The organism is Flavobacteriales bacterium (genome assembly GCA_025210295.1).
Taxonomy (GTDB): Bacteria; Bacteroidota; Bacteroidia; order Flavobacteriales_D; family Parvicellaceae; genus S010-51.
Window position 1 is genome coordinate 55,484 of the sequence record JAOASC010000002.1, and the last position, 23,296, is coordinate 78,779.

General features: G+C 32.9%; 19 protein-coding genes and 1 tRNA gene. 9 read left to right on the forward strand and 11 right to left on the reverse strand.

Annotated elements, in window-relative coordinates; all coding sequences use genetic code 11:
- Positions 1–103 precede the first annotated feature (103 nt).
- Positions 104–2,899 carry a histidine kinase gene (locus tag N4A35_00630; protein MCT4579894.1) on the forward strand — a complete coding sequence of 932 codons (2,796 nt, stop codon included), beginning with the start codon at positions 104–106 and terminating at the stop codon, positions 2,897–2,899.
- Positions 2,892–3,611, forward strand: a complete 720-nt coding sequence (locus N4A35_00635; GenBank protein MCT4579895.1) for a response regulator — start codon at positions 2,892–2,894, stop codon at positions 3,609–3,611. The genes N4A35_00630 and N4A35_00635 overlap by 8 nt, the downstream gene beginning before the upstream one ends.
- Positions 3,612–3,664: 53 nt before the next feature.
- Here the strand turns inward: N4A35_00635 and N4A35_00640 are convergent, their stop codons facing one another.
- The 3 genes from N4A35_00640 to N4A35_00650 all read right to left on the reverse strand — a co-directional run bounded on the left by N4A35_00640 (position 3,665) and on the right by N4A35_00650 (position 7,678).
- The gene (locus N4A35_00640) at positions 3,665–4,354 is read right to left on the reverse strand and encodes a LytTR family DNA-binding domain-containing protein (GenBank protein MCT4579896.1); all 690 of its coding nucleotides are present in this window, start codon (positions 4,352–4,354) and stop codon (positions 3,665–3,667) included.
- Positions 4,355–4,356: 2 nt separating this feature from the next.
- The gene (locus N4A35_00645) at positions 4,357–7,056 is read right to left on the reverse strand and encodes an ATP-binding protein (protein MCT4579897.1); all 2,700 of its coding nucleotides are present in this window, start codon (positions 7,054–7,056) and stop codon (positions 4,357–4,359) included.
- 139 nt (positions 7,057–7,195) lie between these two features.
- Positions 7,196–7,678 carry an apolipoprotein A1/A4/E family protein gene (locus N4A35_00650; GenBank protein MCT4579898.1) on the reverse strand — a complete coding sequence of 161 codons (483 nt, stop codon included), beginning with the start codon at positions 7,676–7,678 and terminating at the stop codon, positions 7,196–7,198.
- A 262-nt stretch (positions 7,679–7,940) separates the two neighbouring features.
- Here N4A35_00650 and N4A35_00655 point away from each other — a divergent pair, with 262 nt between their 5' ends.
- The 3 genes from N4A35_00655 (at position 7,941) to N4A35_00665 (ending at position 9,982) form a co-directional block, all read left to right on the forward strand.
- Positions 7,941–8,483, forward strand: a complete 543-nt coding sequence (locus N4A35_00655) for an AAA family ATPase (protein ID MCT4579899.1) — start codon at positions 7,941–7,943, stop codon at positions 8,481–8,483.
- A 105-nt stretch (positions 8,484–8,588) separates the two neighbouring features.
- Positions 8,589–9,455: a UbiA family prenyltransferase gene (locus N4A35_00660; protein MCT4579900.1), complete on the forward strand. Its 867-nt coding sequence runs from the start codon at positions 8,589–8,591 to the stop codon at positions 9,453–9,455.
- A complete protein-coding gene (locus tag N4A35_00665; GenBank protein ID MCT4579901.1) occupies positions 9,452–9,982 on the forward strand; it encodes a hypothetical protein in 531 nt (176 codons plus the stop codon). The genes N4A35_00660 and N4A35_00665 overlap by 4 nt, the downstream gene beginning before the upstream one ends.
- On the opposite strand, the gene N4A35_00670 is transcribed toward N4A35_00665, so the two are convergent.
- The 5 genes from N4A35_00670 to N4A35_00690 form a co-directional block, all read right to left on the reverse strand.
- The gene (locus tag N4A35_00670) at positions 9,966–12,056 is read right to left on the reverse strand and encodes an MMPL family transporter (GenBank protein ID MCT4579902.1); all 2,091 of its coding nucleotides are present in this window, start codon (positions 12,054–12,056) and stop codon (positions 9,966–9,968) included. The two genes, N4A35_00665 and N4A35_00670, sit on opposite strands and share 17 nt — an antisense overlap.
- Positions 12,057–12,058: 2 nt before the next feature.
- Positions 12,059–13,009 (reverse strand): hypothetical protein, encoded by a 951-nt coding sequence (locus tag N4A35_00675; protein MCT4579903.1) that lies wholly within the window; start codon positions 13,007–13,009, stop codon positions 12,059–12,061.
- Positions 12,999–14,633: a hypothetical protein gene (locus N4A35_00680; GenBank protein MCT4579904.1), complete on the reverse strand. Its 1,635-nt coding sequence runs from the start codon at positions 14,631–14,633 to the stop codon at positions 12,999–13,001. Before N4A35_00680 ends, N4A35_00675 begins: the two co-directional genes overlap by 11 nt.
- Positions 14,634–14,710: 77 nt before the next feature.
- A tRNA-Phe gene (locus tag N4A35_00685) sits at positions 14,711–14,783 on the reverse strand.
- A 63-nt stretch (positions 14,784–14,846) separates the two neighbouring features.
- Positions 14,847–15,683, reverse strand: coding sequence for a prohibitin family protein (locus N4A35_00690; protein MCT4579905.1), 837 nt, complete (start codon positions 15,681–15,683; stop codon positions 14,847–14,849).
- Between the two features lie 191 nt (positions 15,684–15,874).
- Here N4A35_00690 and N4A35_00695 point away from each other — a divergent pair, with 191 nt between their 5' ends.
- The 4 genes from N4A35_00695 (at position 15,875) to N4A35_00710 (ending at position 20,538) form a co-directional block, all read left to right on the forward strand.
- Positions 15,875–17,494: an OmpA family protein gene (locus tag N4A35_00695; protein MCT4579906.1), complete on the forward strand. Its 1,620-nt coding sequence runs from the start codon at positions 15,875–15,877 to the stop codon at positions 17,492–17,494.
- Positions 17,495–17,569: 75 nt separating this feature from the next.
- Positions 17,570–18,022 (forward strand): hypothetical protein, encoded by a 453-nt coding sequence (locus N4A35_00700; GenBank protein ID MCT4579907.1) that lies wholly within the window; start codon positions 17,570–17,572, stop codon positions 18,020–18,022.
- Positions 18,023–18,060: 38 nt separating this feature from the next.
- Positions 18,061–19,548, forward strand: coding sequence for a HAMP domain-containing histidine kinase (locus tag N4A35_00705; protein MCT4579908.1), 1,488 nt, complete (start codon positions 18,061–18,063; stop codon positions 19,546–19,548).
- Between the two features lie 6 nt (positions 19,549–19,554).
- On the forward strand, positions 19,555–20,538 hold the full coding sequence (locus N4A35_00710; GenBank protein ID MCT4579909.1) for a hypothetical protein: 984 nt from the start codon (positions 19,555–19,557) through the stop codon (positions 20,536–20,538).
- A gap of 2 nt (positions 20,539–20,540) precedes the next feature.
- Here N4A35_00710 and N4A35_00715 read toward each other — a convergent pair whose 3' ends face one another.
- The 3 genes from N4A35_00715 to N4A35_00725 all read right to left on the reverse strand — a co-directional run bounded on the left by N4A35_00715 (position 20,541) and on the right by N4A35_00725 (position 23,245).
- Positions 20,541–21,233, reverse strand: a complete 693-nt coding sequence (locus N4A35_00715; protein MCT4579910.1) for an ABC transporter ATP-binding protein — start codon at positions 21,231–21,233, stop codon at positions 20,541–20,543.
- Positions 21,217–22,170 (reverse strand): hypothetical protein, encoded by a 954-nt coding sequence (locus N4A35_00720; protein ID MCT4579911.1) that lies wholly within the window; start codon positions 22,168–22,170, stop codon positions 21,217–21,219. Before N4A35_00720 ends, N4A35_00715 begins: the two co-directional genes overlap by 17 nt.
- Before the next feature lie 115 nt (positions 22,171–22,285).
- Positions 22,286–23,245, reverse strand: coding sequence for a putative sulfate exporter family transporter (locus N4A35_00725; GenBank protein MCT4579912.1), 960 nt, complete (start codon positions 23,243–23,245; stop codon positions 22,286–22,288).
- Positions 23,246–23,296: the final 51 nt, after the last annotated feature.

Sequence of the window (23,296 nt, forward strand, 5' to 3'; positions counted from 1 at the left end):
AAAATAAAAGAGAAGCCTTTAATGGAATGGTGAATACTTTCTGAACGGTAAATAAACTTTCTAAGGAGTAGAACTGAGGTAGGTTTTTTAGCTATTTTTGAGCATGCTTAAACGAATTGTTTTTTTTGTTTTTCTTTTGGCAATAGCTGGGCAAGCTTTTGGGAAAGAGTTAATGCATTTGAATCTAAGTGGTAAAAAATTTGGCGTCATCTATGATTTGATTGAGCACACAGGAAGAAATGAACTTGTTATTGCTTCTGAAAAAGGAGTTTTTACTTATTCAGGTAAAGTTTTAAAGCAAATTAAGTCAAGAGAAAAAGAGGTTTTTCATAAGCTAATTCTTTCCGAAGAAAGTATTTACGCGTTGAGTTTTAATGATGAGGTATTTGAAGTAAACGGTGATAGCTTGTTGTTGGTATGTAAATTTGAAGTCAAAGAAACTGTTAACGGGTTCCTCGTCAATAATAAAGAAATATGTACCAGTACACCTCATAAATTGTTGACAGCCTTTAAAAATGGTATTCAAAAAAATCCAGTTTTCATAGAGGGGTATAACTTAGGCCTTATTAAAGGGAAAGAGGCCAACTTTCTGCTAACCCAGCAAGCTGAACAAATTATTTTTTATAACCTTAATCGCAAGGAAACGCATGCAATTACCTTTAATTATAAAATAGAGAAAGTCTTTTTTAATGAAAGTAGTAACTTTTTAATTGCAGGCCATCGTGTTTATAGAGTGATAGCTGATCGACAGGTGCTGGAAGAAATAACAGTTTTGCCGCAGCGGTTAGCTCATGTGAAGATTTTTGAAGTCAAAAAGATAGGAGAGTATTGGATAGGGGTTGGTCATAATAATGGATTTTCGATGTACAATCAAAAAAGTGCAACTTGGACGCATTATTTTGATCAAATTTCCGTGCATGCTGTCTTGAATGATTCCTTTGGGAATATTTGGTTAGGAACTAAATTTGAAGGACTTGTCCAAATCCCCTCGTTGGCACTTTTTGAATATAAAGTTAATGCAGCTTTAAATGGAAAAGATAGAGTTGTTAAATCGTATTTTAATCAAGGGAAATTGTTTCTTGGTACTAACTTAGGGAATGTTATTGTTTATGACTTAAATTCGGATGATGTAAAGTTGATACCTCTCCAAAATAATGGAGAGGTACAAGCGATGTTTTTGAATGGGAATTTCTTATATGTTTACTGTGATCAACTGTATAAAATTGATATTGCACGTGAACAGGTGTTAGAAACAGTTGCGATACACTCTACCAAGGCAATTTATGTAGATGAAGAAGTTTATTGCGCTACAGCTGGTGATTTTCAAAATATTTCTCAACAACTAAAAATCAATAAAGGGTATTGGCATACCTGTATCTATGTTGATACTTTAAAGAATAGATTTTATGTTGGAACAAAATCAGGAATCGTTGTTCTTAATAAAGCAACTTTTGAAGTACTTCAAAATATAAAAAGTTCTAATCAGGAGAAAGTTGTTGCTATCGCTAAGGTTAATGAGGAACTACTTTTTTATGGAACAAGAGGAGGTGTCTATGATACAACATTAAAGATGTTAGCTCAACTTTCTATCCCAAGTGTTAGAGGTGTTGTCTTATGGAAAGAGGGAGGACAGGTTATATACAATAAGACAGGTGCCATTTATGTCGCTAAAGGACAAGAGATAAAGCTTCATTTTATTTCACAAATGATTGGAGAGGAATCGATCATTTCTATTGAGAAATTTGGAAAAGACCTCTTGGTAATAACTGCTCAAAAAATCTTTATGATTAATGATTTTGATCATTTTATAGGGAAGAATTTAAGCGCTAATTTTAAATTGCATCTAGAAACAGATTGTGCGTTAAATCTTGACGACGAAGTTGTGTTAAGTTATGATAATACAGGGATTCAATTTAAACTAAGTACTAATGTGGATTTATCTTTTTTTTCTGAATATTTAATGTATTATCAGGTAGAGGGCGGAGCTAGAACACGGATTGAGCCTAATCAAGAAGGGGAGTATGTTTTAACATTAGAATTTGTTCCAGAGGGTAAGACAGCCATAACCTTTGAAGTAGAAGATTTTAACCATAGTCTCTTAGATCAATATAAGGTTCATGTTGAAGTAGAGGCACCATTTTGGAAGTCGATATGGTTTATCTTTTTGGTGTTTAGTTTGTTAATAGTAGCGTTGTTGCTTTATCAAAGGCATAGAGTAGCGAAGTTGAATGTGGAAAATATAGCCAAAATTAAGCAAGAACAAATGAAGACCCGTTTGGTTCGTTCTGAATTAACAGCGATAAGGTCTCAAATGAACCCTCATTTTGTTTTTAATACCTTGTCAACTATTCAATTGAAAATCGCTAAAAAGGAAACAGATGTAGCATTTAAACTTGTCCAAAAGTTTTCTTCTTTAATGCGAGGGGTTCTAACGCACTCGCAGGTAGAAGTTATTGCTTTAAAAGAGGAGATAACCATACTCAAAAATTATATCGACTTAGAGCAAGAGCGGTTTGAAGACAGCATAGATATTCAGTTTTTTATTGATGAGACAATGGATTTATTGGATTACAGAATTCCTTCTTTGATTACACAGCCTATCGTTGAAAATAGTTTACAGCATGGATTAAGACACCTTGAAGGTAAAAAGCAATTAGTGATAAGGGTTGTAAAGAAAAGTGAGGGGTGTTTTGTGATTGAAATTGTTGATAATGGAATAGGTGTAACAGCAGCAAATAGAATAAATGAAGCTAATAATCAACGAAAGTCTTTTGCAATGTCAGCAATAAAAAAACGTATCAATTATATTAATTCTTTGGAGGGACTACATGTAAGCCTAAACGTAGCATCTAGTTCTAACGGTACGAAGACACAAATAGTAGTAAACGATTATGATTGAATATATAGTAATTGATGATGAGTCAAACCCTAGGGAGTTGCTCATTTATACCATTCGCTCATTAGGGTTGCCTTTTCGCTTAGTAGGAGAGGGAAAGAGTTTGTTAGAGGGAATAGATTTGATTAAATCATTAAGGCCTAAGGTGGTTTTTTTGGATATACAAATGCCAGTTCACAATGGGCTTAATATTCGTAATTTTTTATCGGAGGAGGATTTCAACTTTAAGTTAATTTTTGTGACAGCATATGATCAATATACTATTCAGGCAATAAGGTTGTCTGCCTTTGATTACCTCTTGAAACCAATTGAGTTGAATGAATTAACAGATTGCTTAAATAGGGTGCTTAAAGAGAAAAACAGCAATGAAAAAGCTTATCAACAGCTAGCCTCTATAGAGCAAAAAAATGTTTTGGTGATCAAGTCCCATGGTGGAACACACTTTCTAAAAGTTGAAGCTATTGTTTTTATTGCTGCAGATGGGATGTATAGTCATTTTCAATTAGTGGATAAAGAACTGCTTTCTTCAAAGCCTTTAAAAGCTTATGAGGGACTACATGAAAAACTGTTTAGGTGCCATAGGAGTTATATAATAAATATTGATTATGTGTTGAAGATAGAGGGGCAAAATGTTATTTTGAAAGGAGGGGTTGAGGTTCCTATTTCAAGGCAAAATAAGTCAAGGCTTATTGAGGTTTTAAAAGTGAATTCATAGCATATAAAAAAAGCCAACTTAAGAGTTGGCTTTGTTATATTGTTACGTCTTTTTTATAAAAGGTTAAGCTTTTTAGATAAATCATCTTTATAAGCTTTTCCAATGCTTATTTGTTTATCTTTTATTAAAATATAATTGTCTTCAATTGATTTTATCTTATCCACTCTAATTACAAAAGAACGATGAACTCTAGTAAATTGGTCAGCTGGTAGTTTTGATACGATATCTTTCATTGTGCTCAAAATAGTGAATTTATCATCTTGAGTAAAAATACGCATATAATTTCCTAATGCCTCTATCCAAAGAATATCTTCCGTATTGATTTGTACCAACTTAGAATCTGTTTTGATAAAGATGGTTTTATCTTTAGTGCTAATGTCTGCTCTATTGTCTTCAAAACGAGCTTTAGCCTTTTCTACAGCTTTCAAAAAACGAGGTAGAGTGATTGGTTTTTGGATGAAATCAGTTACATTATATTCGTAAGATTCCAAAGCATATTCAGTATGTGATGTGACTAAGATAACTTGTGGTAGTGGATTTAATGAGCGAATCATTTCCATACCATCCATTTTAGGCATTTCAATGTCTAAGAAAACCAAGTCTATGTGTTCTTCTTTAATAGCTTTAAAAGCTTCTACGGGGTCTGCGCACGATTTTATCAATTCAATATCAGAAGATTCTGCTATTAAATCTTCTATTACATTTCTTGATAAATCGTCGTCGTCAACTACAATAGTTCTCATATTCAAGTGATTAGATTTTGTTTTATTAAATTCAAGTCTTCAATCGATTGATTTAGAAGTTCCTCTAATTCGTCCACAATATCACTATTTTTATCAACTTCTCCAACTTCTTTTTTTAATTTTTCAATCTCTATCAAAAGTTCCTTGGCAGGCTGTATTCCCATATAGCTTACATTCCCTTTTATTTTATGTGCTGTTTTTGCACATTCACTCCAGTTTTCCGTTGAGAATTGTTCTTTCAATAATGCAAAATCATGAGGGATGTTTTTTAGGAAAAGGTCAATGTATTTGATGATTTTAGTTGGGTTGCCTCCTACTAATTCAGATAAACTAGATAGATCTACTAGAGAGGTTTTTAAAGCAACTGGTTGATCAAGAGAAGTATTTTCAGAACTGTTGTTTTTATTTTCTGTTGAAGTTGGAACGTTGATGTATTGTTTGATTTTTTTGAAAAGGATTGCTGTGTTGATTGGCTTGGAAATATAATCATTCATTCCAACTTCATCACATCTTGTTGAAACGCCTTCGATGACATGAGCTGTCATCGCAATAATTGGGGTGTTTTGATTGGGATTGCTATGGTCTTCTCTTAGTTTTTTAGTGGTTTCAAAGCCATTCAGAACAGGCATTTGTAAATCCATCATAATGACATCAAATTTCTTGCGTTGAGACAGTTCAATTGCTTTTTGTCCATCTTCAGCAAGTGTAACTTCTACATTGTTTTCTTTCGAATAAACCAAATCATAAAAAATAGAGCGATTTAAGTCAGTATCATCAACAGCAAGTATCGAAACATTGCTAAGTTGCTCTGAAGCACTGTCATTGGCCAATTCTTCTATTTCTGTTTCGCTTTTTGGAAATTTGATGGTAAAACTAAATGTCGTTCCATGGTTGACCTTACTCTCGATTTCAATTTTACTACCCATTAATTCTACCAGTTGTTTGGTAATGGCTAAACCTAGACCAGTTCCACCATAATGCCTGGAGGTGTCGATGCTCGCTTGCTGATAACTTTCGAATATTTTTTCTATTTTCTCATTGCTAATTCCTATTCCAGTGTCTTTTACTGTAAAACGCAAGGTAGCACTCTCTTGGTCTGTTTCTACAAGTTTAACATCCACTTGAACAGTCCCTTTTTCAGTAAACTTCAAGGCATTGTCAGTAAGGTTGAGCAATATCTGATTTATTCTAAGAGGATCAGCTTTGATGTGGTTGGGAACGCTTTCATCAATGTGATATGATAACGTGACCTCTTTGTCATGAGTCTTAAAGCTTAGAGAATCGATGAGGTCTAATACTATTTCTCTGATGGAAGTGTTTACTTTTTCGAGTTTAATAGCGCCTTTTTCAAGCTTTGCTAAATCTAAGACATCGTTGACCAAAAATAAAATGTTGTTGGCGCTAGATTTAATCGTTTTCAGGTATTTAGTTTGTGTTTCATTGAGGTTGGTTTTTCCTAGCAATTGAGTCATGCCTACCACAGCATTTAATGGAGTCCTGATTTCATGACTTGTAAATGTAAAGAATTCCTCTTTTTCTTGTTTAGACTTGTTGGCTGCTTTGGTGGCAAGAGCAAGGTCTTTGTTAATTTTGTTTTTTTGACGCAGGTTATAATATAAAGTGATACTGAATATGAGTACAATAATGGCAATAAATAAGAGAATGTAAGTTCTTGTTCTTTCTGCTTCTAGCTCAATTCTTCTCTGTTGGTTTATTAGCGCAATTTCACCGTTTTTTCTTTCTATTTCTAATTGTGCTTCAAGTTCAGAAATTAACTTGGTGTCTTTTATTGCACAATAATATTTTTGGTAGTTATAGGCATTTTTAAAATCGTTATTTCTTTCATATACATTGGCTAGGTTTTCATATCCTTTTTTGATAAACGTTTGATGTCCACTCAATTCGGCAAATCCTAAACTGTTTTTCATGTAGATAATAGCATTATCATAGTCTTTAATTTCTTGATAATACTCTCCAAGAAAAAAGTTAATTTCAGAAAGCTCTTTTTTGTCATTTACGATTTCGAATTTTTGTAAAGACTTTTTTAAGGAAACAACACTTGCTTCATTTTGATGCGTTTGCCTTTGCATAATACCTACGTTTTTGTAGGCTATTCCTTGCATATAGATGTTGTCTGTTTGAAGAATATTATCTAAAGCTTCGATATAGTACTGTGTCGAAATGTTATCCTTTTTTAATTGCTTGTTAAAATCCCCTAGAGAAGAGTTGGCTATAGATTTTATTAATGGATTTTTGATTTTGTCTCCAATTTTTATGGCGTTTAGAAAGTTTTCTTTTGCTAAATCTTCTTCTTTAGATGCAGCATAGACCTTTCCTATATTTATATACGCTGTAGCAATGGCTTTTTGGTTGGCATATTCTTTAGCAATATTTAGTCCCTGATTATGGTGAATTAAGGCCTGCTTGTAATTACCTATGTTTCGGTACAATTGCCCCAGTTGGTGAATGGCTTTTATTTTTTTTGTTGTATAATTAATGTTATTGCTAATCGCTATACTTGTTTTTGCATATTCAATAGCTTTATTAATATCATTAGGTTCTTTAGAAGACTCGTATAACTTTGATAGTTCAAAGGTAATTTCAGCAATTCTATCTTGGGGTAGTTCCGTTTTTAGCTTTTGTTCAAGTTCGGCAATTCTTTTTTTGTTTTGTCCAAAATTAACCTGAACAATGAGTAGCAAAAAAAATATTATTATTGGGCGTATCATTGTGATAAAGATGCTAAAAAAAAATGAAAATAAGTAAGAAAAAAATAGTAATAACGAAAAAAGGCCACTTGAAGATTCAAATGGCCTTTCTGTTACAATTAGGTGAAATTGCTTATTTCTCCTCTTTCTTTACTTTAGTCACTTTATTGACAGTGTTTTCAATTTCTTCTTTCGCTGATTTAGCTTTTTGTGTAAGGTCTTCAGTTGTTGCTTTTACCTTGTTTGTAATTTCATCTTGAGCAGATTTAGCCTTTTTAGTAATGTCTTCTTTTACTGTTTTAGCCTTTTCGGTTAAATCTTCTTTTGTTGAGTTGAATTTAGAAGTTACATCATCTTTAGTTTGATTCAATTTCTCTTCTAATTCTTTTAATATTGGAAATTGTTCAAATAGTTTTTCTTTATTTTTTTCAACATTAGCTTCAAAATCTTCCTTAGTTGAATCTATTGTTTTAAAGAAATCTCCAATAATGTTTTTCCCCTCATTGTCAGCTTTTTTTCCTGCCTCTACTAATGCATCAAACTTTTCTTTGATTTTTTCGTTTGATTCTGCTGTTAATCCTAATCCTGCGTATGCTAATGTTTTAATTAAATCCATGGTCTGTTAAATTTTAAGTTTTTAATTGTTTGATAGGTCATGGTCAATTATTGAACCAAAAAACTTTAATAGTTGGTGTTTGTAAGTGTTTTTTTTGTGGTTTTCTTTGTTTTTAAGGGGTTTGGGGTGTTTTTTTAAGATTTGTAGGGTTAACTATAATTTCTGTTTAGTTTTATTGAAGTGTCTAAGTGGCAGTTTTAGAATGAACTATTTTGTAGGGTCTGGTTAAATTGACAGATATAGTTTATATTTGTCAGCAGTTATGGTAGATATTGGTGGAAAATACTTTATAATTACTGGAGCGCCGAGTACAGGTAAATCTTCAGTTGTCAATGAGCTGGTTCGAAGAGGGTATGTTTGCCATGATGAAATAGCTAGACAGGTTATCAAAGAAAATCAAGGTAAGAATAATAACTTGTTACCTTGGGTTGATATGTTGGCATTTAGTGATGAGGTTTACAATAGAATGTTAGCATTATTAGATACTATTGAAGACGATTCTTTTTGTTTCTTAGATCGAAGTATGGTTGATTTGATAGGCTATATGGAGTTTGCAGGAAAAGAAGCTCCAAGTAGGTATGGAGAAGGTGCTAAAGTAGCAGGGTATTCAAAACAAGTCTTTTATATGCCTTTCTGGGAGGGTATTTTTGCCAATGATGAGCAACGTAAGGAATCTGTTGAAGAAGCAATGAATATAGATAAAGCCTTAAGAAAAGCTTATACCAATCTTGGGTTTAAACTTGTAGAAGTTCCTAAAGGAACAATTGAAGAACGGGTTGATTTTATCTTGGAGGTTTTAAAATAAGAATTTTTAAAACTAAGGTTCTGTTTCTTAGTCTGTTGTGAGGGTTTTTATGTCGGTAAATATTAAGTTTAGTGTTGATCTAGTCTATTAAGATTCCTTTCATTTATGTTAGCTTTATACAATAAAAAAAGTGAGGTGTTGGTTTCTTTTCAGGATATTTTATTGAAAAATCAAAAGTATATTTTGTTTTTTGTAGCTGCTTTATCATTGTTAGCAGCTGGTAGTGTTGTGGGTAATGAAACTGGTTGGAAAGATTTGTTGTTTTTAGGGGGAGCTACTGTTTTAGGGGTCTTTTGGGTCTATAAGGTCAATGACGTTATTGACTATGATGAGGATTTAAAGTTTAATCTGAAACAGTTTTTTAGTAATCCACTCTATTTGCTGTATTCATTGTGTATTTTGGGACTAATAATTTTTGGAGCCCAATTAGTCAGTTGGTTTCGTTTTCAAGTGTTTGCTTTTGTAGGAATATTAGGTTTTGTATATTCATTTAACTTTAAATGGTCTAATTGTAGTTTTAGGTTAAAGAATGTTTTTTTCTTTAAAAATTTAGCAATAGGATTGGCTTGGGGAGCGTTGATACCTATAGGTAGTGGCTCTTTTGATTCTAGTATTGTTGTTCAGTTAACTATTTTGACCATCGTTCAGGTGTTTATTGGCAGTATGATAAGAGATGTTCCAGATAGAGAGAAAGATGAGAAGCAACAGGTCAAAAGTTTTCCAGTAGTATTAGGAGTGAAGAAAACCATTTGGTCAATGCATTGGTTTAATTTATTATCTTTTTCTGTTGTATTTTGGGGAGATTACACTGCTGATTTTTTTGTTATGACTACAGCTGTTGTAATTTGGCGAGCTGTAAATTTAATGATGCTAAGTAAACAGCCTTTCTCAAAATTTTGGGGACAGTTATTCAATTTGATGACTTGTGTGGTGATTCTTTTAGTCGTTATGGTAGATAAACTATGGGTATGATAGAAAATATAAGTTTTGAATATTGGGCTTTTTTAATCTTAACTTCAGCTACCATCTTCTCCTTATTGTGGGGGTTAGATGCGGTTACTCATAAGCGTTTGGTAGAAATAGATATCACCGATAAAGAGCTTCAAACACATCGCAATATTCTAATTGCTTCTGGTTTTATGGAGTTGTCTTTAGTGATAATGTATTGGTGGGATATAGAAGTTTTGCCTTTTTTTATAGCGGCTCTAGTTGTTAGACTAACACATGAGTTTATTGATGAGTTGCATTTTCATACTGATCGTTGTACTCCCTATGAATCAAATTTACATCTAGGAATGTGGATTACTGTTTTTATAAAAACAGTGAGTATGTTCATTTGGGGATTTTTTACCAATTATGAGGGGATTGATCAATTGCCTTTCTTCTATTATGTATGGGGAGTTGTAGTTTTAATAGTAATGGCGTATATCAGCTTTGTAGAATGGAAAAGAGGTTTTTCCTCTTTTAAGGATGCTTTGTTGGCTATGATTCGTCACTAGATTTTTTAATGAATTTATCGATCAAGTAAGGAAGTAAAGTTAAATCGGCTAGTACTGTAAAAAAGAAGATTAACGCCGAAACAATTCCAAAGATTTGAGAGGGGATAAATCGACTAATACTAAAACATAAAAAGCCAACGATTAAGACTAAAGAAGTGGATAAGATTCCAAAGCCTAACTCGTTTTTGCTTTGCTTTAAAATAGTTTTTTGATAAATGATGTGGATGGTGTCATCGACAATTACTCCTAAACAAATAACCGATGTAATCGCAGTTAAAATATCTAAATCTAAATTCCCTAAATAAAAAATTAATGAAATAAATGAAAGAGGAATTAGGTTTACTAACAAGCTAATCAGTGTTGTTTTTAGGTCTTTGGTCAGCAATAGTATGGATAAGAAAATTAATAGAAAAGAAAAACCCAATGATCTAAAAAGTGACGTTGAGATATTTTTATTGATTTCATCCACAAGAAGAGCTTTGCTAAATAATGTATGCTCAAAGTTATGATGGTATTTTTTCAAAATTTGTTCAATTTCTAGTGTTGATTGTTCGATTTTGTCCATGTCTTTATATCGAAGGTCAATCATGTAGGCAGTCCTGTCGGCATTTCTATAAGGGTTGTTTTTATTGGGGAATTTAATAAAGCTGCTCAGGGCTCCAAACTTCTTTTTAAAATCTGTTTGATCCTTAATGGATTTAATGTTGGCGATATATTCAATGGACTTTAAATCTTCAACAAGAGAGATAATGGAGGTTTCAGTTGTTTTTAACGATGCGGTTTTATTTTTTTTCTCCAATAAAATAGATAATGAAAGTTGAGAGTCAAAGTCGTTCAAGAGTTCATTTCTGTTTTTAAGGGCTTCAGAGTTTTTGGGAATAAATGCTGTAAAGTCTGTTTTAAAATTAAGTTGAGTAAACAATGGAGCTGCTATCAAACCAATAAGGATTAAGACATAGGAGATAGGTTTTCTGTGTTTTTTAAGTGAAATAAGTATGGAGCTAATCAGTTGCTTTTGAGGTAAAGGTTGGGGAGTTATTTTTAGTAATAAAGTTGGGGAGATGGCATAAGTAAAGATGAAGGAACAGCCAATTGAAAAGGCGATGATTAAACCAAATTCTTTAATACTTTCAGAGTCGTTAAACACAAAAGAGAAAAAGGCGAAAGTCGTTGTTAAAGAAGTAAAAAAAGAAGGGAGGATATAAGTGGTAATACTTTGTTTGATTTTTAGTTCTGAGTTTGTTAGATTGGATTGGTAATAGCCTGTGAGCAGATGAATTGAATCTGCTAGTGATAAAATTAAAACTACAGGAATAATGAGTGCTGAAATTAAGTTAATTGGGATGTCTAAAAGTGTAAAAAAGAAAATGGCTGGGATGAGTGAAATTAAGATAATGATCAAAACATACAACAAAGCCAAAAAGTCTCTGTAGATGTAATAAATTAATAGGGAGAATAAAGTAAGAATTAATCCCGATAAAAGAATGACATCGGCAGTTAGTGTTTTTTCAATTTCCGATTCTATGTGAAAGTGGCTAACAGGTACAAGGCGTTCGATTCCTGGTTGTTTTTGTTGTATTATTTTATTGAATTGTTCCAGTTCGAAATTGTGACTAGAGTCAAGTAATACAAGCATTAAAAAAGATTGTTGATCTCTGCTGATTAATTGGTCTACAATGGGGATGTGAGTGGATTTTTTTATAGTATTAAAAATAGAAGAGTCATTTTTAAGGTCTGTTTTAAATAAGCGCTTAGCTTGATGTAGTGAATTTACTTTTAGTCCTTTAAAAGCAGTTGTAAGTTCTTCTTCTATTTGAGATAAGGAATGGAAAATCGTTTGGGTAGAGGTGTCTTTTACCACAACTTTTACTTCAATAAAATCATTGATGTTAAAAATTTCGCCCATTTTTTTTCCTGCTTGATAGTAAGAGCTGTTTTCTAAATCAAACCCTGTAAGTTGTCCGTCTATTTTAGGGATTTTGATAAATGAAATCATTAAAGCCAAAGTCAGCAGTACCCCCCAGAAGAATGGAGTTCGATGTTGGAATAAAAAAGAAGCGATTTTATTTAACATAACTATTGGGCGCTAAAAAAAAGAAGCATTTGTCTGTATTTAGAGTTGAATTTAGGCTTTAAATCAAAAAGCGTTTTCATTTCTGATTGAAAGGTTTTAAAAATGAGGGGAGAAAGAGAAGTGTCATGGTGTTTTTGTTCAACTTCGTATTCAATAATAGTAATTTCTTGAGTTGGCTGATGGTTGATAGCGTAAAAATGGGCAATATCTAAAGAGGTTTCTAATAGCCAGTTGGCTGATGGATTTTTGATAAAGAATGAAGGTGTTTTGTCTCGTTTGATTTTATTATTAGAGATTCCAAGTTGTAAAGTGGTGGTGTGTGGTGCATATATGTGACTGCGATACCTGGTGGATGAACCACAAGTAAATAATCTAAGGTTGCTAATAGCTTTGGATCCAACAAAAGGAAGGCTTCGTAGTTTTTGAAAAGGAGCAATGGGAGCATTCGCTTTCATTTGAATCCATTTTTCTAGATAAAAAATGGCGTTTTTGGTTGGTTCACTTTGAGGCAGAAAAGGAGTTTGTTCAAAATGATTAAAAACGGTTTCTATTAATTCGATAATTGGTGTTTTTTGACCATCTATATTGAGGTGATAAAAATCCAGTTCAGGTTCTTCAACTTCCATTCTAATACTGTTAAATTCATTCATTTCGTTTTTTAACTGAAGAGAAAAAGTTGTGGTGCTTATGGAATCGTCAAAAACCCTTTTTCTAATTCTTAAGGAAAGGTTGTTTTTAAAAATTAAACTGTCAGGAGTATCTAAATAAATATCTGAATAAGTATTCTTTGAGTGATAAAAGCTATTGAGGTTTCCAATTTGAGGAGAAGAGGTGATAAACGTTTTAAATTGTTCAGCAGCGTCAATGCTAAACTTTAATTGATTTTCTGTTTGCCCATAATTAAGTGTAATAATTATGAGAAATAATATGCCGACAATAATTTTAATGACCATAATTGCGTAAACGTCCTTTTTTTCTATAAAAACTTTCCGGATTCTTTCGAGGTTTATAATCCGATAAAAGCACACCATTTTTGACAATGGTTTTTTCTTTTTTGATAATTGTGATTGCTTTGTCAAAAACAATAGGGTGAGGGTCTGTGAGGTTAAACGCGTTCAATATTGAAGCTCTTCTGGAAGCTAGTTTATGAAAGTAAAGCGTAGCAATTGGAGTAGGCCAGTGTGCTTTTTTAATGATCATTTTTAAGTCTTGTTCGTTGAGTTGGGCTATTCGTTTAGCCATCCATAATAAATCTTCATAGGTTGCTTCTTTGTATGGTGAAAGTACAGCATTGACCTTATTGGTAAAGCTAATTTTTTGCCCCTTTTTCTTGACAGCTTCCCATGGAAGTTGATTAACCAATCCCACTTTGAAGTCGGGAGGTAAATAGTTGTTGTAAACACCTAAACTTGTGCCTAAATCAGAAAATACAGCAGAAACTTGGTATTGATAATTACCGTTGTGTACTGTTGTGAGTAGTGTGTTTTCTTTTCTGGTGTCCCAATTTCCTATAAATTGATGGGCCAATAATGCTGCTCTTAACTCTTTTCGTTCAGTATTGAGTTCTGGTACAAAACTACCAATTCGTTTTACCCTATCCGGTCGAGCTTCAATGGCACATTTTATAAACTGAACAAATTGTTTTCCAATAAAAGGGGGTAGGTTGGGGTTGTCAACAGCCATGGCTGGGGTGACTGTTCCGTGTTGGTAGATAAAAGGAAGAAGATCAATGTTGTAAATGTCTTTTATCGCTGTTTGTAGTTCCTGTTTATTGTGAACTTCAGAAAAGTCGTCAAAGATTAATGTAAGTTTCTCTTTTTCGTAGAAATAAGGATGGTCAACATCATATCCTAATGCAGCAAAAATTCTAGAGCCTACAATATCTGTATGAATTTCATCTCCCCACTTTAACGACCATTCGTTATCTAAGTCTAAATCATAAGTGTTTACTTTAGGGGCCGATCCGCTAAGACTAAGGCTTTTAAAAATGACAACAATGTTTTTTTGGTGTTTGATTTTTTTTTGTCTGGCTAAATAGGCAAATTGTTTATGTAGAGGTTGCGTTGAAACTGGTAAGTGCCAATAAGGCGATTCAACAATAGAATCAGTAGGAGAGGTGTAAGATGGAATCCTAACCTTTAACCTTTGTTTACTAGTGAAAGTATTGAAAACCATTTTTATTTTTTCGCTTAACCTAACTTTGGGGTGTGCTTTATTTTTGGTTTTATGTATTAGGGAGTGTTTAAATAATAATAATTCACTTAAAATTTCTTCTTGATCAGTATTATGTGCAGTAGAATTGAAATAGTCGTATTCTATTTTTTCACTTAAGTGTTTGATGTGTCGTATAAAAGCTTTCTTTCTTTTAGGAAGTGTATCTCCTTTGTAAGTTTGGATGTTAGCATCAGTAAGAAAGTTGGTTAATTGTCTGACTTTTTCTATGTTGAGATAGTTGTTGTCATAAAACTGTTGAATGTTAACGTTCGTGTAGGGTAGAATAGTGCCTCTTTCTATCTGCGCATAATTGATGTACGCCAAGAGAATGGAGATAAAAAAGAAAGATCTTTTAAGAAGCATATAAGCTAAGGTAATAAGTTTTAGAAAGGATTAAAAACAAAAAAGGCTTTACATGATGTAAAGCCTTTTTGTTAGTGTGGTACCTCCAGGGATCGAACCAGGGACACCAGGATTTTCAGTCCTGTGCTCTACCAACTGAGCTAAGGTACCAACCTTATTGGTCGGCAAAGATAATAACTTTATTTCTTTCTCCAAACAATTTTTAAAAAAATATTATTCATTACCTAAAATTAATGGCATTCCATCTTGATTTCCAATCACAACAACTTTACTGTTTGGTGATTTAGAAAGCTCGAGTGTAGCTTCTATTCCTTTCTCTCTAAGGATGTTAGTGGTAAGTGAAGCATTAAGAATTCTGTTCGCTTCTGCTTTTCCTTCTGCTGCAATTTTAATTCTTTGCGCCTCTTTTTGTTCTTTTTGGAGTTTAAACTCGTATTCTAAAGATTCTTGTTCTTGTTTCAATTTATTTTCAATAGCCCCTTTAATCGTAGGAGGTAAAGTAATATCTCTTACTAAAACTTCATTGGTTTGAACATATTGTTTAGTCAAAATGTTTTGAGTTTCTTCAAAGATTTCAGATTGAATAACATCTCTTTTTGAAGAGTATATTTCTTCAGGAGTATAACGTCCAATTACGCTTCTGGTTGCAGAACGGATTGCTGGTTTAACAATGTTCTCTAAATAACCTCTACCTTTTTCTTTGTGTAATGATGGTATTGAAGCCTGTTCTAATTGGAACCATGTAGAAACCTCAACGGTAATATCTAGTCCGTTAGAAGATAAAACTCCCATTGTTTCTAATACTTCTTGCTGTCTTGTCGGGTAAACAACCATTTTGTTCCATGGTGCTATAATATGAAATCCCTCATCATAAGTTTTGTCGGTTTTAACCCCTCCTCCAAAAGTTTGGAATAATACTCCTGCTTCACCAGCTTTTATAGTGATAGAGCTTTTAATCACAAAAACGATAGTGATGATTAATAAAATAATGGGAATGACAACTTTTTTGATTTTGTCGGTGTCTATTTCTGGTGGTCTGTTTTGATTCATTTCCTTTTGTTTAAATAATTATGGTGTAAAGGTATAAAAAAAGGAAGCTTATAAGTGTTAAAAAATGTATTACAAAATCAATGTTAATAAGTAATCTGTTTGGCTAAAGATATGCAAGCTTACTATCTTATTTTTGTATAGATAGGCACTTAAAAGCCAAAAAAGGTATTCTTTTTGCAAAGTAATAATACATGAAGTTTATAGCATATAGCATAATAAGTATTGTTTTGATGACCAGTTATTGGGCACAAGATTCAACGGATAATTATACAGATCCTAAGTTTATCTTAGATTACGATTATTATAAAAGTAGATATGTTGAGACCGATCTAATGTATAAAATTGTAGATAACTGGGGGAATGGTTTTGATAGTTTATATGGTACAAGGAACATGCGCCCAATACTTCATGGTGTAGCCTATAGAGGAGGAGCGAATAATTATTATCATAAAACAGCAAAACGAAAAAATAGTAACCCTTTGCCTAATGATGGTGTCAATAACTTATGTAAAGAAGGGTTTTCTCATTCCGTTTATTTATATCGTAAAAACTGGGAAACAGCCCCAGTTGTAGATACTTGTAAATGTGTTAACGATAGTCGTAATATTCTTCAGTATGACCAGTTTGATTACTTTGATGATCAACACATTCATGATATGCTAGAAATTGTATACAATAGTGCGAAAGATAGTTCTATAGGCCCCGTTTATCTGCATTGTTGGAACGGTTGGCATGCTTCAGGATTTATCTCTGCTGTTATTTTAAAGCAGTTTTGTGGAATGAGTGACTTGGATGCTGTTGCCTATTGGGATTTAGGAACAGATGGAGCAAATACAAGTCCTCGATACAATAAAATTCGTGACCGAATCAAAAATTTTAAACCTTACTCGAAGTTTATGTTGTATGATTCGTTGAAAAATAACATCTGCCCTCCAATGCCAAAAGTTATAGATAAAAGTCAATTACATATTAGTATAGAACATTTGGTGATTGTTCCAGAAGCAATACCTATTAATACGGTATTGATTTTAGATAAAGTGAAGTTCTTACCCAATAAGACAACCTTGTCGAATCCCGATGGAAATAAAGATTTACAAAACATATTAAAAGCACTACAAAAAAGCCCCGATTTAAAACTAGAAATTGGGGGGCATACCGATCGTTCTGGAAATGAAGCTACCAATAAGGTATTATCAAAGAATAGAGCAAAGTATGTTTATGATTATTTAGTTCGAAAAGGTGTGAGTCCTGCTAGTTTAGTTTATAAAGGATATGGTTCTGCTAAGCCGGCATATACCAATAGAACAAAAGATGGAAGAGCCGCAAATAGAAGGATTGAAGTAAAAGTTTTAGATAAAAAAGTTGAATCTTCTGATAAATTAGTTGATGAAGAACCAGTAGAAAAAGTAGACCCTTATGAAAATAAGTTGAAAACAAGTTTGAAAGATTTGTTTGATAAGAAAATAGGAGAGTCTTTGCTGTTGAATTATGTCGTGTTTGAACCTAATATGTATACAATCAATGATACCAATGCAGTGCAGGTGGATTCTCTAGCGGAAATATTAAAGTACAATAAAACAATTAAGATCGAAGTTACAGGGTATACCGATAAGTCGGGGATCCCAGAAAAAAATATTACACTTTCTATCAATAGGGCTAAGGCTGTGTACGAACGTTTAGTAGAAAAAGGCATTGATCCAGAGCGTTTGTTTTATTCTGGTTGTGGTGATGAAAATCCAGTGGCTCCCAATACTTATCGTTGGGGAAGAGACCTGAATCGAAGAATTGAAATTGTGCTGCTAGAAAAGTAGTGCGAAAAAATGTTAAAAAAGAAACAGAGGAAACAAGGTGTACGTAAGGTCACTAAACCATTAAAATGTTATGTTATGAAAGTTTTTATTCAAGTCTTGTTTCTTTTCTTAGTTCTTACCGCATGTCAATCAGCTAAAGAGGAGTCAAGTTATCATCCATTTTCGATTACAATTAAAGAGCATAATGTGAAGTTAGCTGTGAATGCAAAAGGAGAGCTGTTTCAGAACGGGAATAAAATAGGAGCTTTCTCGGAGAATAAAGTGCTAGGAGTTGATGCTAAGGTGGTTCTTACTTTAGATGATTCAAATACCATTTTAGATCATAAAAAAACAAAGTTGGGGCAGTTGGAAGATGATGGTGCTTTGGATTTCGAAGATGATTTTTTAGGGGAGGTAAAGTGGACAGCAAAAGGAGAGTTAATTAGTAATGGAGGTGATAATATTGGAATACAAATCGAACCGAATGATCCAAAACTGTATCAGCAAGCATCTCTATTGTTGTTTTATGGAGAATATATAAGAGAATAAAGTCAATAATTCTACGTTATCTTTATAGTTTAGATTTCATGAACCTATATTCAAAAAAACAACGTTGGAAATTAGTTTTAGTTGCTTTCGCCGTATTAATTGTGGGAGTAACGCTTTGGTATTCAAGTGCTATTGCGAGAAAAGTTCAGCAAGAAGAACGGCAAAAAGTAAAGTTGTGGAGTGAAGCTATTCGAAAAAAAGCAGATTTGGTACGAGTAACTAATGAGGCGTTTCAAGAGTTGGCGGAGCAAGAACGTAAAAAGGTTGAACTATGGCTTAAGGCAACGGAAGAAATGCAAAAAGAGCTGTCTGATTATAGTTTTGCGCTGTCAATCATTCAAAATAATAAAAGCATTCCTTTGATTCTAACGGATAATGAGAATGTTCCAATAACAACGGCGAATTTGAGTACACAAAGTGATGATTCGTTATTGCTATTAATTCAACAATGGGAACAAGAAAATCAGCCAATTGAAATTACTTTTGCAGGCAACAATTCTCAAAAAATATATTATACCAATTCCCAAAAGTATTTTGAATTACAAAAACGAAGAAATGAGTTGATTACAGCTTTTAACAAAGACTTGGTAGAAAATACAGCGCTAGTTCCTGTTGTTTTTGTAGCTGATTCAACAAATGAATTAATAGCTGCTAATCTATCCAATGAAGAAATCCAATCTTACGGAGGGATAGAACGTTTAAAACTAAAAATGGCAGCAGAAAATAAACCAATTGAAGTTGCACTAACAGATGATAATATAGGTAGGGTTTACTTTTTAGAGTCATTAACATTGAAGCAGTTGCGTTTTTTTCCTGTAGCAATGTTGGTAGCAATAGGAATTTTTTTAGTTGTAGCTTATTTTTTATTTAGTACTTTCCGTAGAGCAGAACAAAATCAAGTATGGGTGGGAATGGCAAAAGAAACGGCACATCAATTAGGTACTCCACTTTCTTCTCTTATGGCGTGGATTGAGTTGTTAAGAGTCCAAGGAGTAGATGAGTCTTCTTTACAAGAAATGGATAAAGATATTCATCGTTTAAATACCGTTACAGACCGCTTTTCTAAAATTGGCTCTGAAACAAAATTAGAAGAGGCAAACTTTTATAGTGTATTGGAAAAAAGTGTTGCTTATTTACAAACACGGGTCTCCAAAAAGGTGAGCTTTAGCTTAGTTTGCGAAAATAAAGAGCTAAATACAAGGTTAAACATCCCTTTGTTTGAATGGGTAATAGAGAATTTAACCAAAAATGCTGTTGATGCAATGGAGGGGGTTGGTAGTATACATTATCTCGTAAAAGAAGATGAAGGCCAAATAGTGTTAGATGTAGCTGATACAGGAAAAGGAATTCCTGCTACAAAGTTGAAAACAGTCTTTGAACCAGGGTTTACAACTAAAAAAAGAGGGTGGGGATTAGGCTTATCTTTAGCAAAAAGAATTGTGGAAGAGCATCACAAAGGGAAAATAAATGTGCTTAAGTCAACAGATAAAGGAACTACTTTTAGAATAGAATTAAAGAAGAGTTGAGTTACAATGAAAAGAAGTATATTTTTTGTTTTATTGATTTTGTTTGGTTTAAAAATAAGTGCTCAATCTTTGGTGGATTCAGCATCGTTTTATCGTTGTTTTAATCAATTTGATTTTAATGATAATAGCATTGTTATGATTGGAGAGTTTCATTTTGATAAAGGAGCCCTGGACATGGAATTAACTGTGCTTAAAGAATTGATAAATAAAGATTTTTTTACTGTTTTTATTGAGGGTGGTAATGCAGAAGCAGAAGTTTATAATCTCTTTTTTAGAACAGGCAACGATTCGTTATTAAAAGAAGTGAGAAAGGATCATCAACAATTAAATTTTATCTATGAGATGAAACGATTGGATACGACTAACGCTATCGTTTTTAAAGGATTCGATTTTGAAAGACCTAAAGTAGTAGCAAATCTTTTTTCTGTTTGGTTTCATAATAAAAAAATACCTGGCTATGATATTCATAAAGACATCAAAAGACTCAGAATGTTAAAAGGAAAAGGAATTAAAGCGATAAAGAAACAAAGGGCAGAAATGGATGTGATATTAGAACGTGTTAAAAGCTCCTATTCAACACATAAAGAGGAATATGATTCAATATTAGGTGTTAATGTTGATGCTTTTATTAAAATAATCAATAATCCAATACAGCCTGACTTAAAGACTAGAGATCAAAGTTTTGCAAAGTTGATGTTGGATGTAGAGAAAGAGGAGGGGCTTAATAAATCTATTTTTATAATGGGTAGAGATCATATGACTAAGAAAAACTCTTTTGTGCCTTTGTTGTTAAAGGAGCTTCCAAAAAAATATAAAGTATCGTGTATAGCCTTAATTACAGATCATGCATTTGATGATTTGCATCATGTTATGATGGATAGAGATGAAAAAAGAAGTATTGGCTTATTTCAAGTACCAGAACAAAAAATTATTGATTCTGAATTTGAAAATTTAAAAGTAATGATAGGGAGATTTTATAATTATAGGTAGCGTTAATTAATCATTCCATCAATAGTCAACTCAATATCTTTATCGATTAATAAATTGTTTAGTTGTTTAAATTCTTTTTTGTCGGTAAAAGCTTCAATTTTTTGGTCTTGTATTAATAAAATTTGGTCGCTAATTTCATAGAGAGAAGAAAGTATATGAGAAGAAATAATAACTAGTTTATTGTTCTCTTTGAGCTTAAGGATGATCTTGTCTAACAGTAAGCAACTTTCAATGTCTAACCCATTATAAGGTTCATCAAAAATAAAAATGTTATTGTTTTGAATTAGTACTCCCAAAAGCGCTAACTTCTTCTTCATACCTGTAGAGTAGGAGTCCACAAAGCTTTGTAGGGGGAGCTGGAAAAGTTGGTTCCAGTGTTCAATTTTACCGTTGTTTGTAAGGTTTCTGGAGAAGAGAAAGTAGTTTAAATACTCCATCCCTGTGATTTTAGGATAGAAGTATAGTTCAGCTGGAACATAGCCTAGATCATTTATTTTTTGATAAGGCTTTTTATGGTATAGCAGTTGACCTTCAAAGTTGTTGTCTGTTTTGGTGATAGTATTGAAAAAAGTTGTTTTTCCAGCCCCGTTTTTGCCAATTACAGCAATGATTTTCCCTTGTTCAAATGTTAGAGTTACATTTTTAAATAGGGTGTTGTCTCCAAAGCGTTTGGTTAAATTATTGATTGTTAGCATTTAAATAAGGGTTTAATGATTGGATAGCTTTACGATATAAGAATATCGATAGAATAATATTTAGCGGGAGAAGAAAAGGGATTAATGTAAAAATGATTTTTACAATGCTTATAATGATTTTTCCAGCCTCGTTCTGGTAATTAGCATATTTTCCTAATACTGTATTGAGGTTGTAAAATAAACCTTGCGTTGCGATTAGTAAAATTAGAGGCCAATGATGGTGTGCTATGATTATCATGGGAATAGTAGTAATAAGGGTAAGGTTCAGCAATGGAGTAAAGTAAAGCTTAGTCTTTTGAGCTAGGAATTGTTGAGGTGTGCAATCAAAAATACGAATCCAATCCGGTTTTTCTTCTATAGAAAGAAATGAAGAGGAGCTAAGTATAACTAAGCCCAATAAGAAGAGGTTGAGGTAGACTGTAGTTGATAGAAAAAATGAAGCGATATAAATTCCCCCTGCTAGTAAAGGAGCTATTCCGTAGAGCCTCGATCCGCTGTTCCATTCAATGTTGTGTTTTTTGAAAAGGCTAAGGGGCTTGGAGTTGTGATTGGAAGAAAGAGAAAGGAAAGAAACCCCTAGTATAACTAAAAATATACCTAAATGAATCCAGTTGTTACATCCGAGAGCTAAGATTAAAAAAGGAAAAGAAAGTAAGGAATACTCAGCGTAATAGATTGTTTGTACTTGACTTTTGGTAAGTGAATTTTTTAGGAAAGCGCCATCTTTACGTTTAGCATGTATCCATATTAGCATGGATATGTTTCCTAATAAAAGATGAACTGGTCTTTCGTGGAAAAAATCATTAAGGTAGATGAGCGCATAGGTAATGCCGCTTATTGTTATGGCAGGTATAACCCAAAATAATAAGCCGAGTTCAAAATTTCTGTAAAAAAGTTTGAGCCTCAATGAAAGGTGTTGTGTCAGAAATTGCCTCATTTCTTACAAAGCATTATTGTTTTTGTTGCAAGAAAGGAAACTAAAAAAGAATAATGTAAAATTTCCTTGTAATTTTTGTTAATAAACCAATGTTATCGAACGAATGTGTCTTTGTTTAGATTAAAATCAAAGCAGTATAGATGACGAGTTGTAATGCAAAAAGAATGATTCCATAGATAAAAGCTGATTTCCCAGACTGAAATAAACGTTTAAGGCTTAATCGAAGTCCAATCGCAAGCATAGCAGCAGTAAGGAATATTTTTCCTACAATTTTTAAATAGTAGATGATATCTTTAGGGAAGTCAATGAATAGCGTAAGTGCTGTGATTCCAATAAATAGCCATAGATATAGAGGGAGTTTAAAAGAGGTTTCTTTCCCTTTTTCTCGGTTTACAAAATAACTGTATAAAATAACCATAGGAGATAATAAGGCAACTCTTACCATTTTAACAGCAATGGCAGTTTCTCCAATGTGGTCATTCATGGCATAGCCGGCTCCAGCTACGTTCCCAACAGCATGAAGTGTCCCCCCGATTAGAAACCCTTTCTGACTATCGTCAATATCAATATAAGCTAAAACAGCAGGTAATATAAAAGTTCCTAGTGCTCCGATTAAGTTGACAACAGCAATGGCAATTCCGGCGTCTTCTTTGTCTTCTGAAATAACAGGAGATGCTGCTGCAATAGCAGAAGATCCGCATATTGCAGTACCAAAACCAGTAAGTAGTCCTGTAGAACCTTTACACTTTAATAGTTTGTGTAGCAGCATAGCTGTTGCTAATACCAATAGAACTCCAATGATGATTTTAATAAGAAAGGGAATGCCCATGGCTACTAAAGAAGATCCTGAAATTCCAAAGGCTAATAGTACTATAGATATTTCTAAGAGCTTAGACCCTGTATATTTTAAGTTGTTGCTAAGGGGTTGAGGGATTGCAATAGTGTTTCCCAAAACAATACCAATTAAAAGACCAAGCATTACACTGTTTAAAATAGGAATATAGTTTGCTAGAAAATAGATTCCTGTTGAAGCAATCAATGCTACAGCAATATTGAATAATTTATCTCTGTCCATTTGTTTACAAAGGTATTAACTGTTAGCAATTTAAACGTTACAAATGTTACA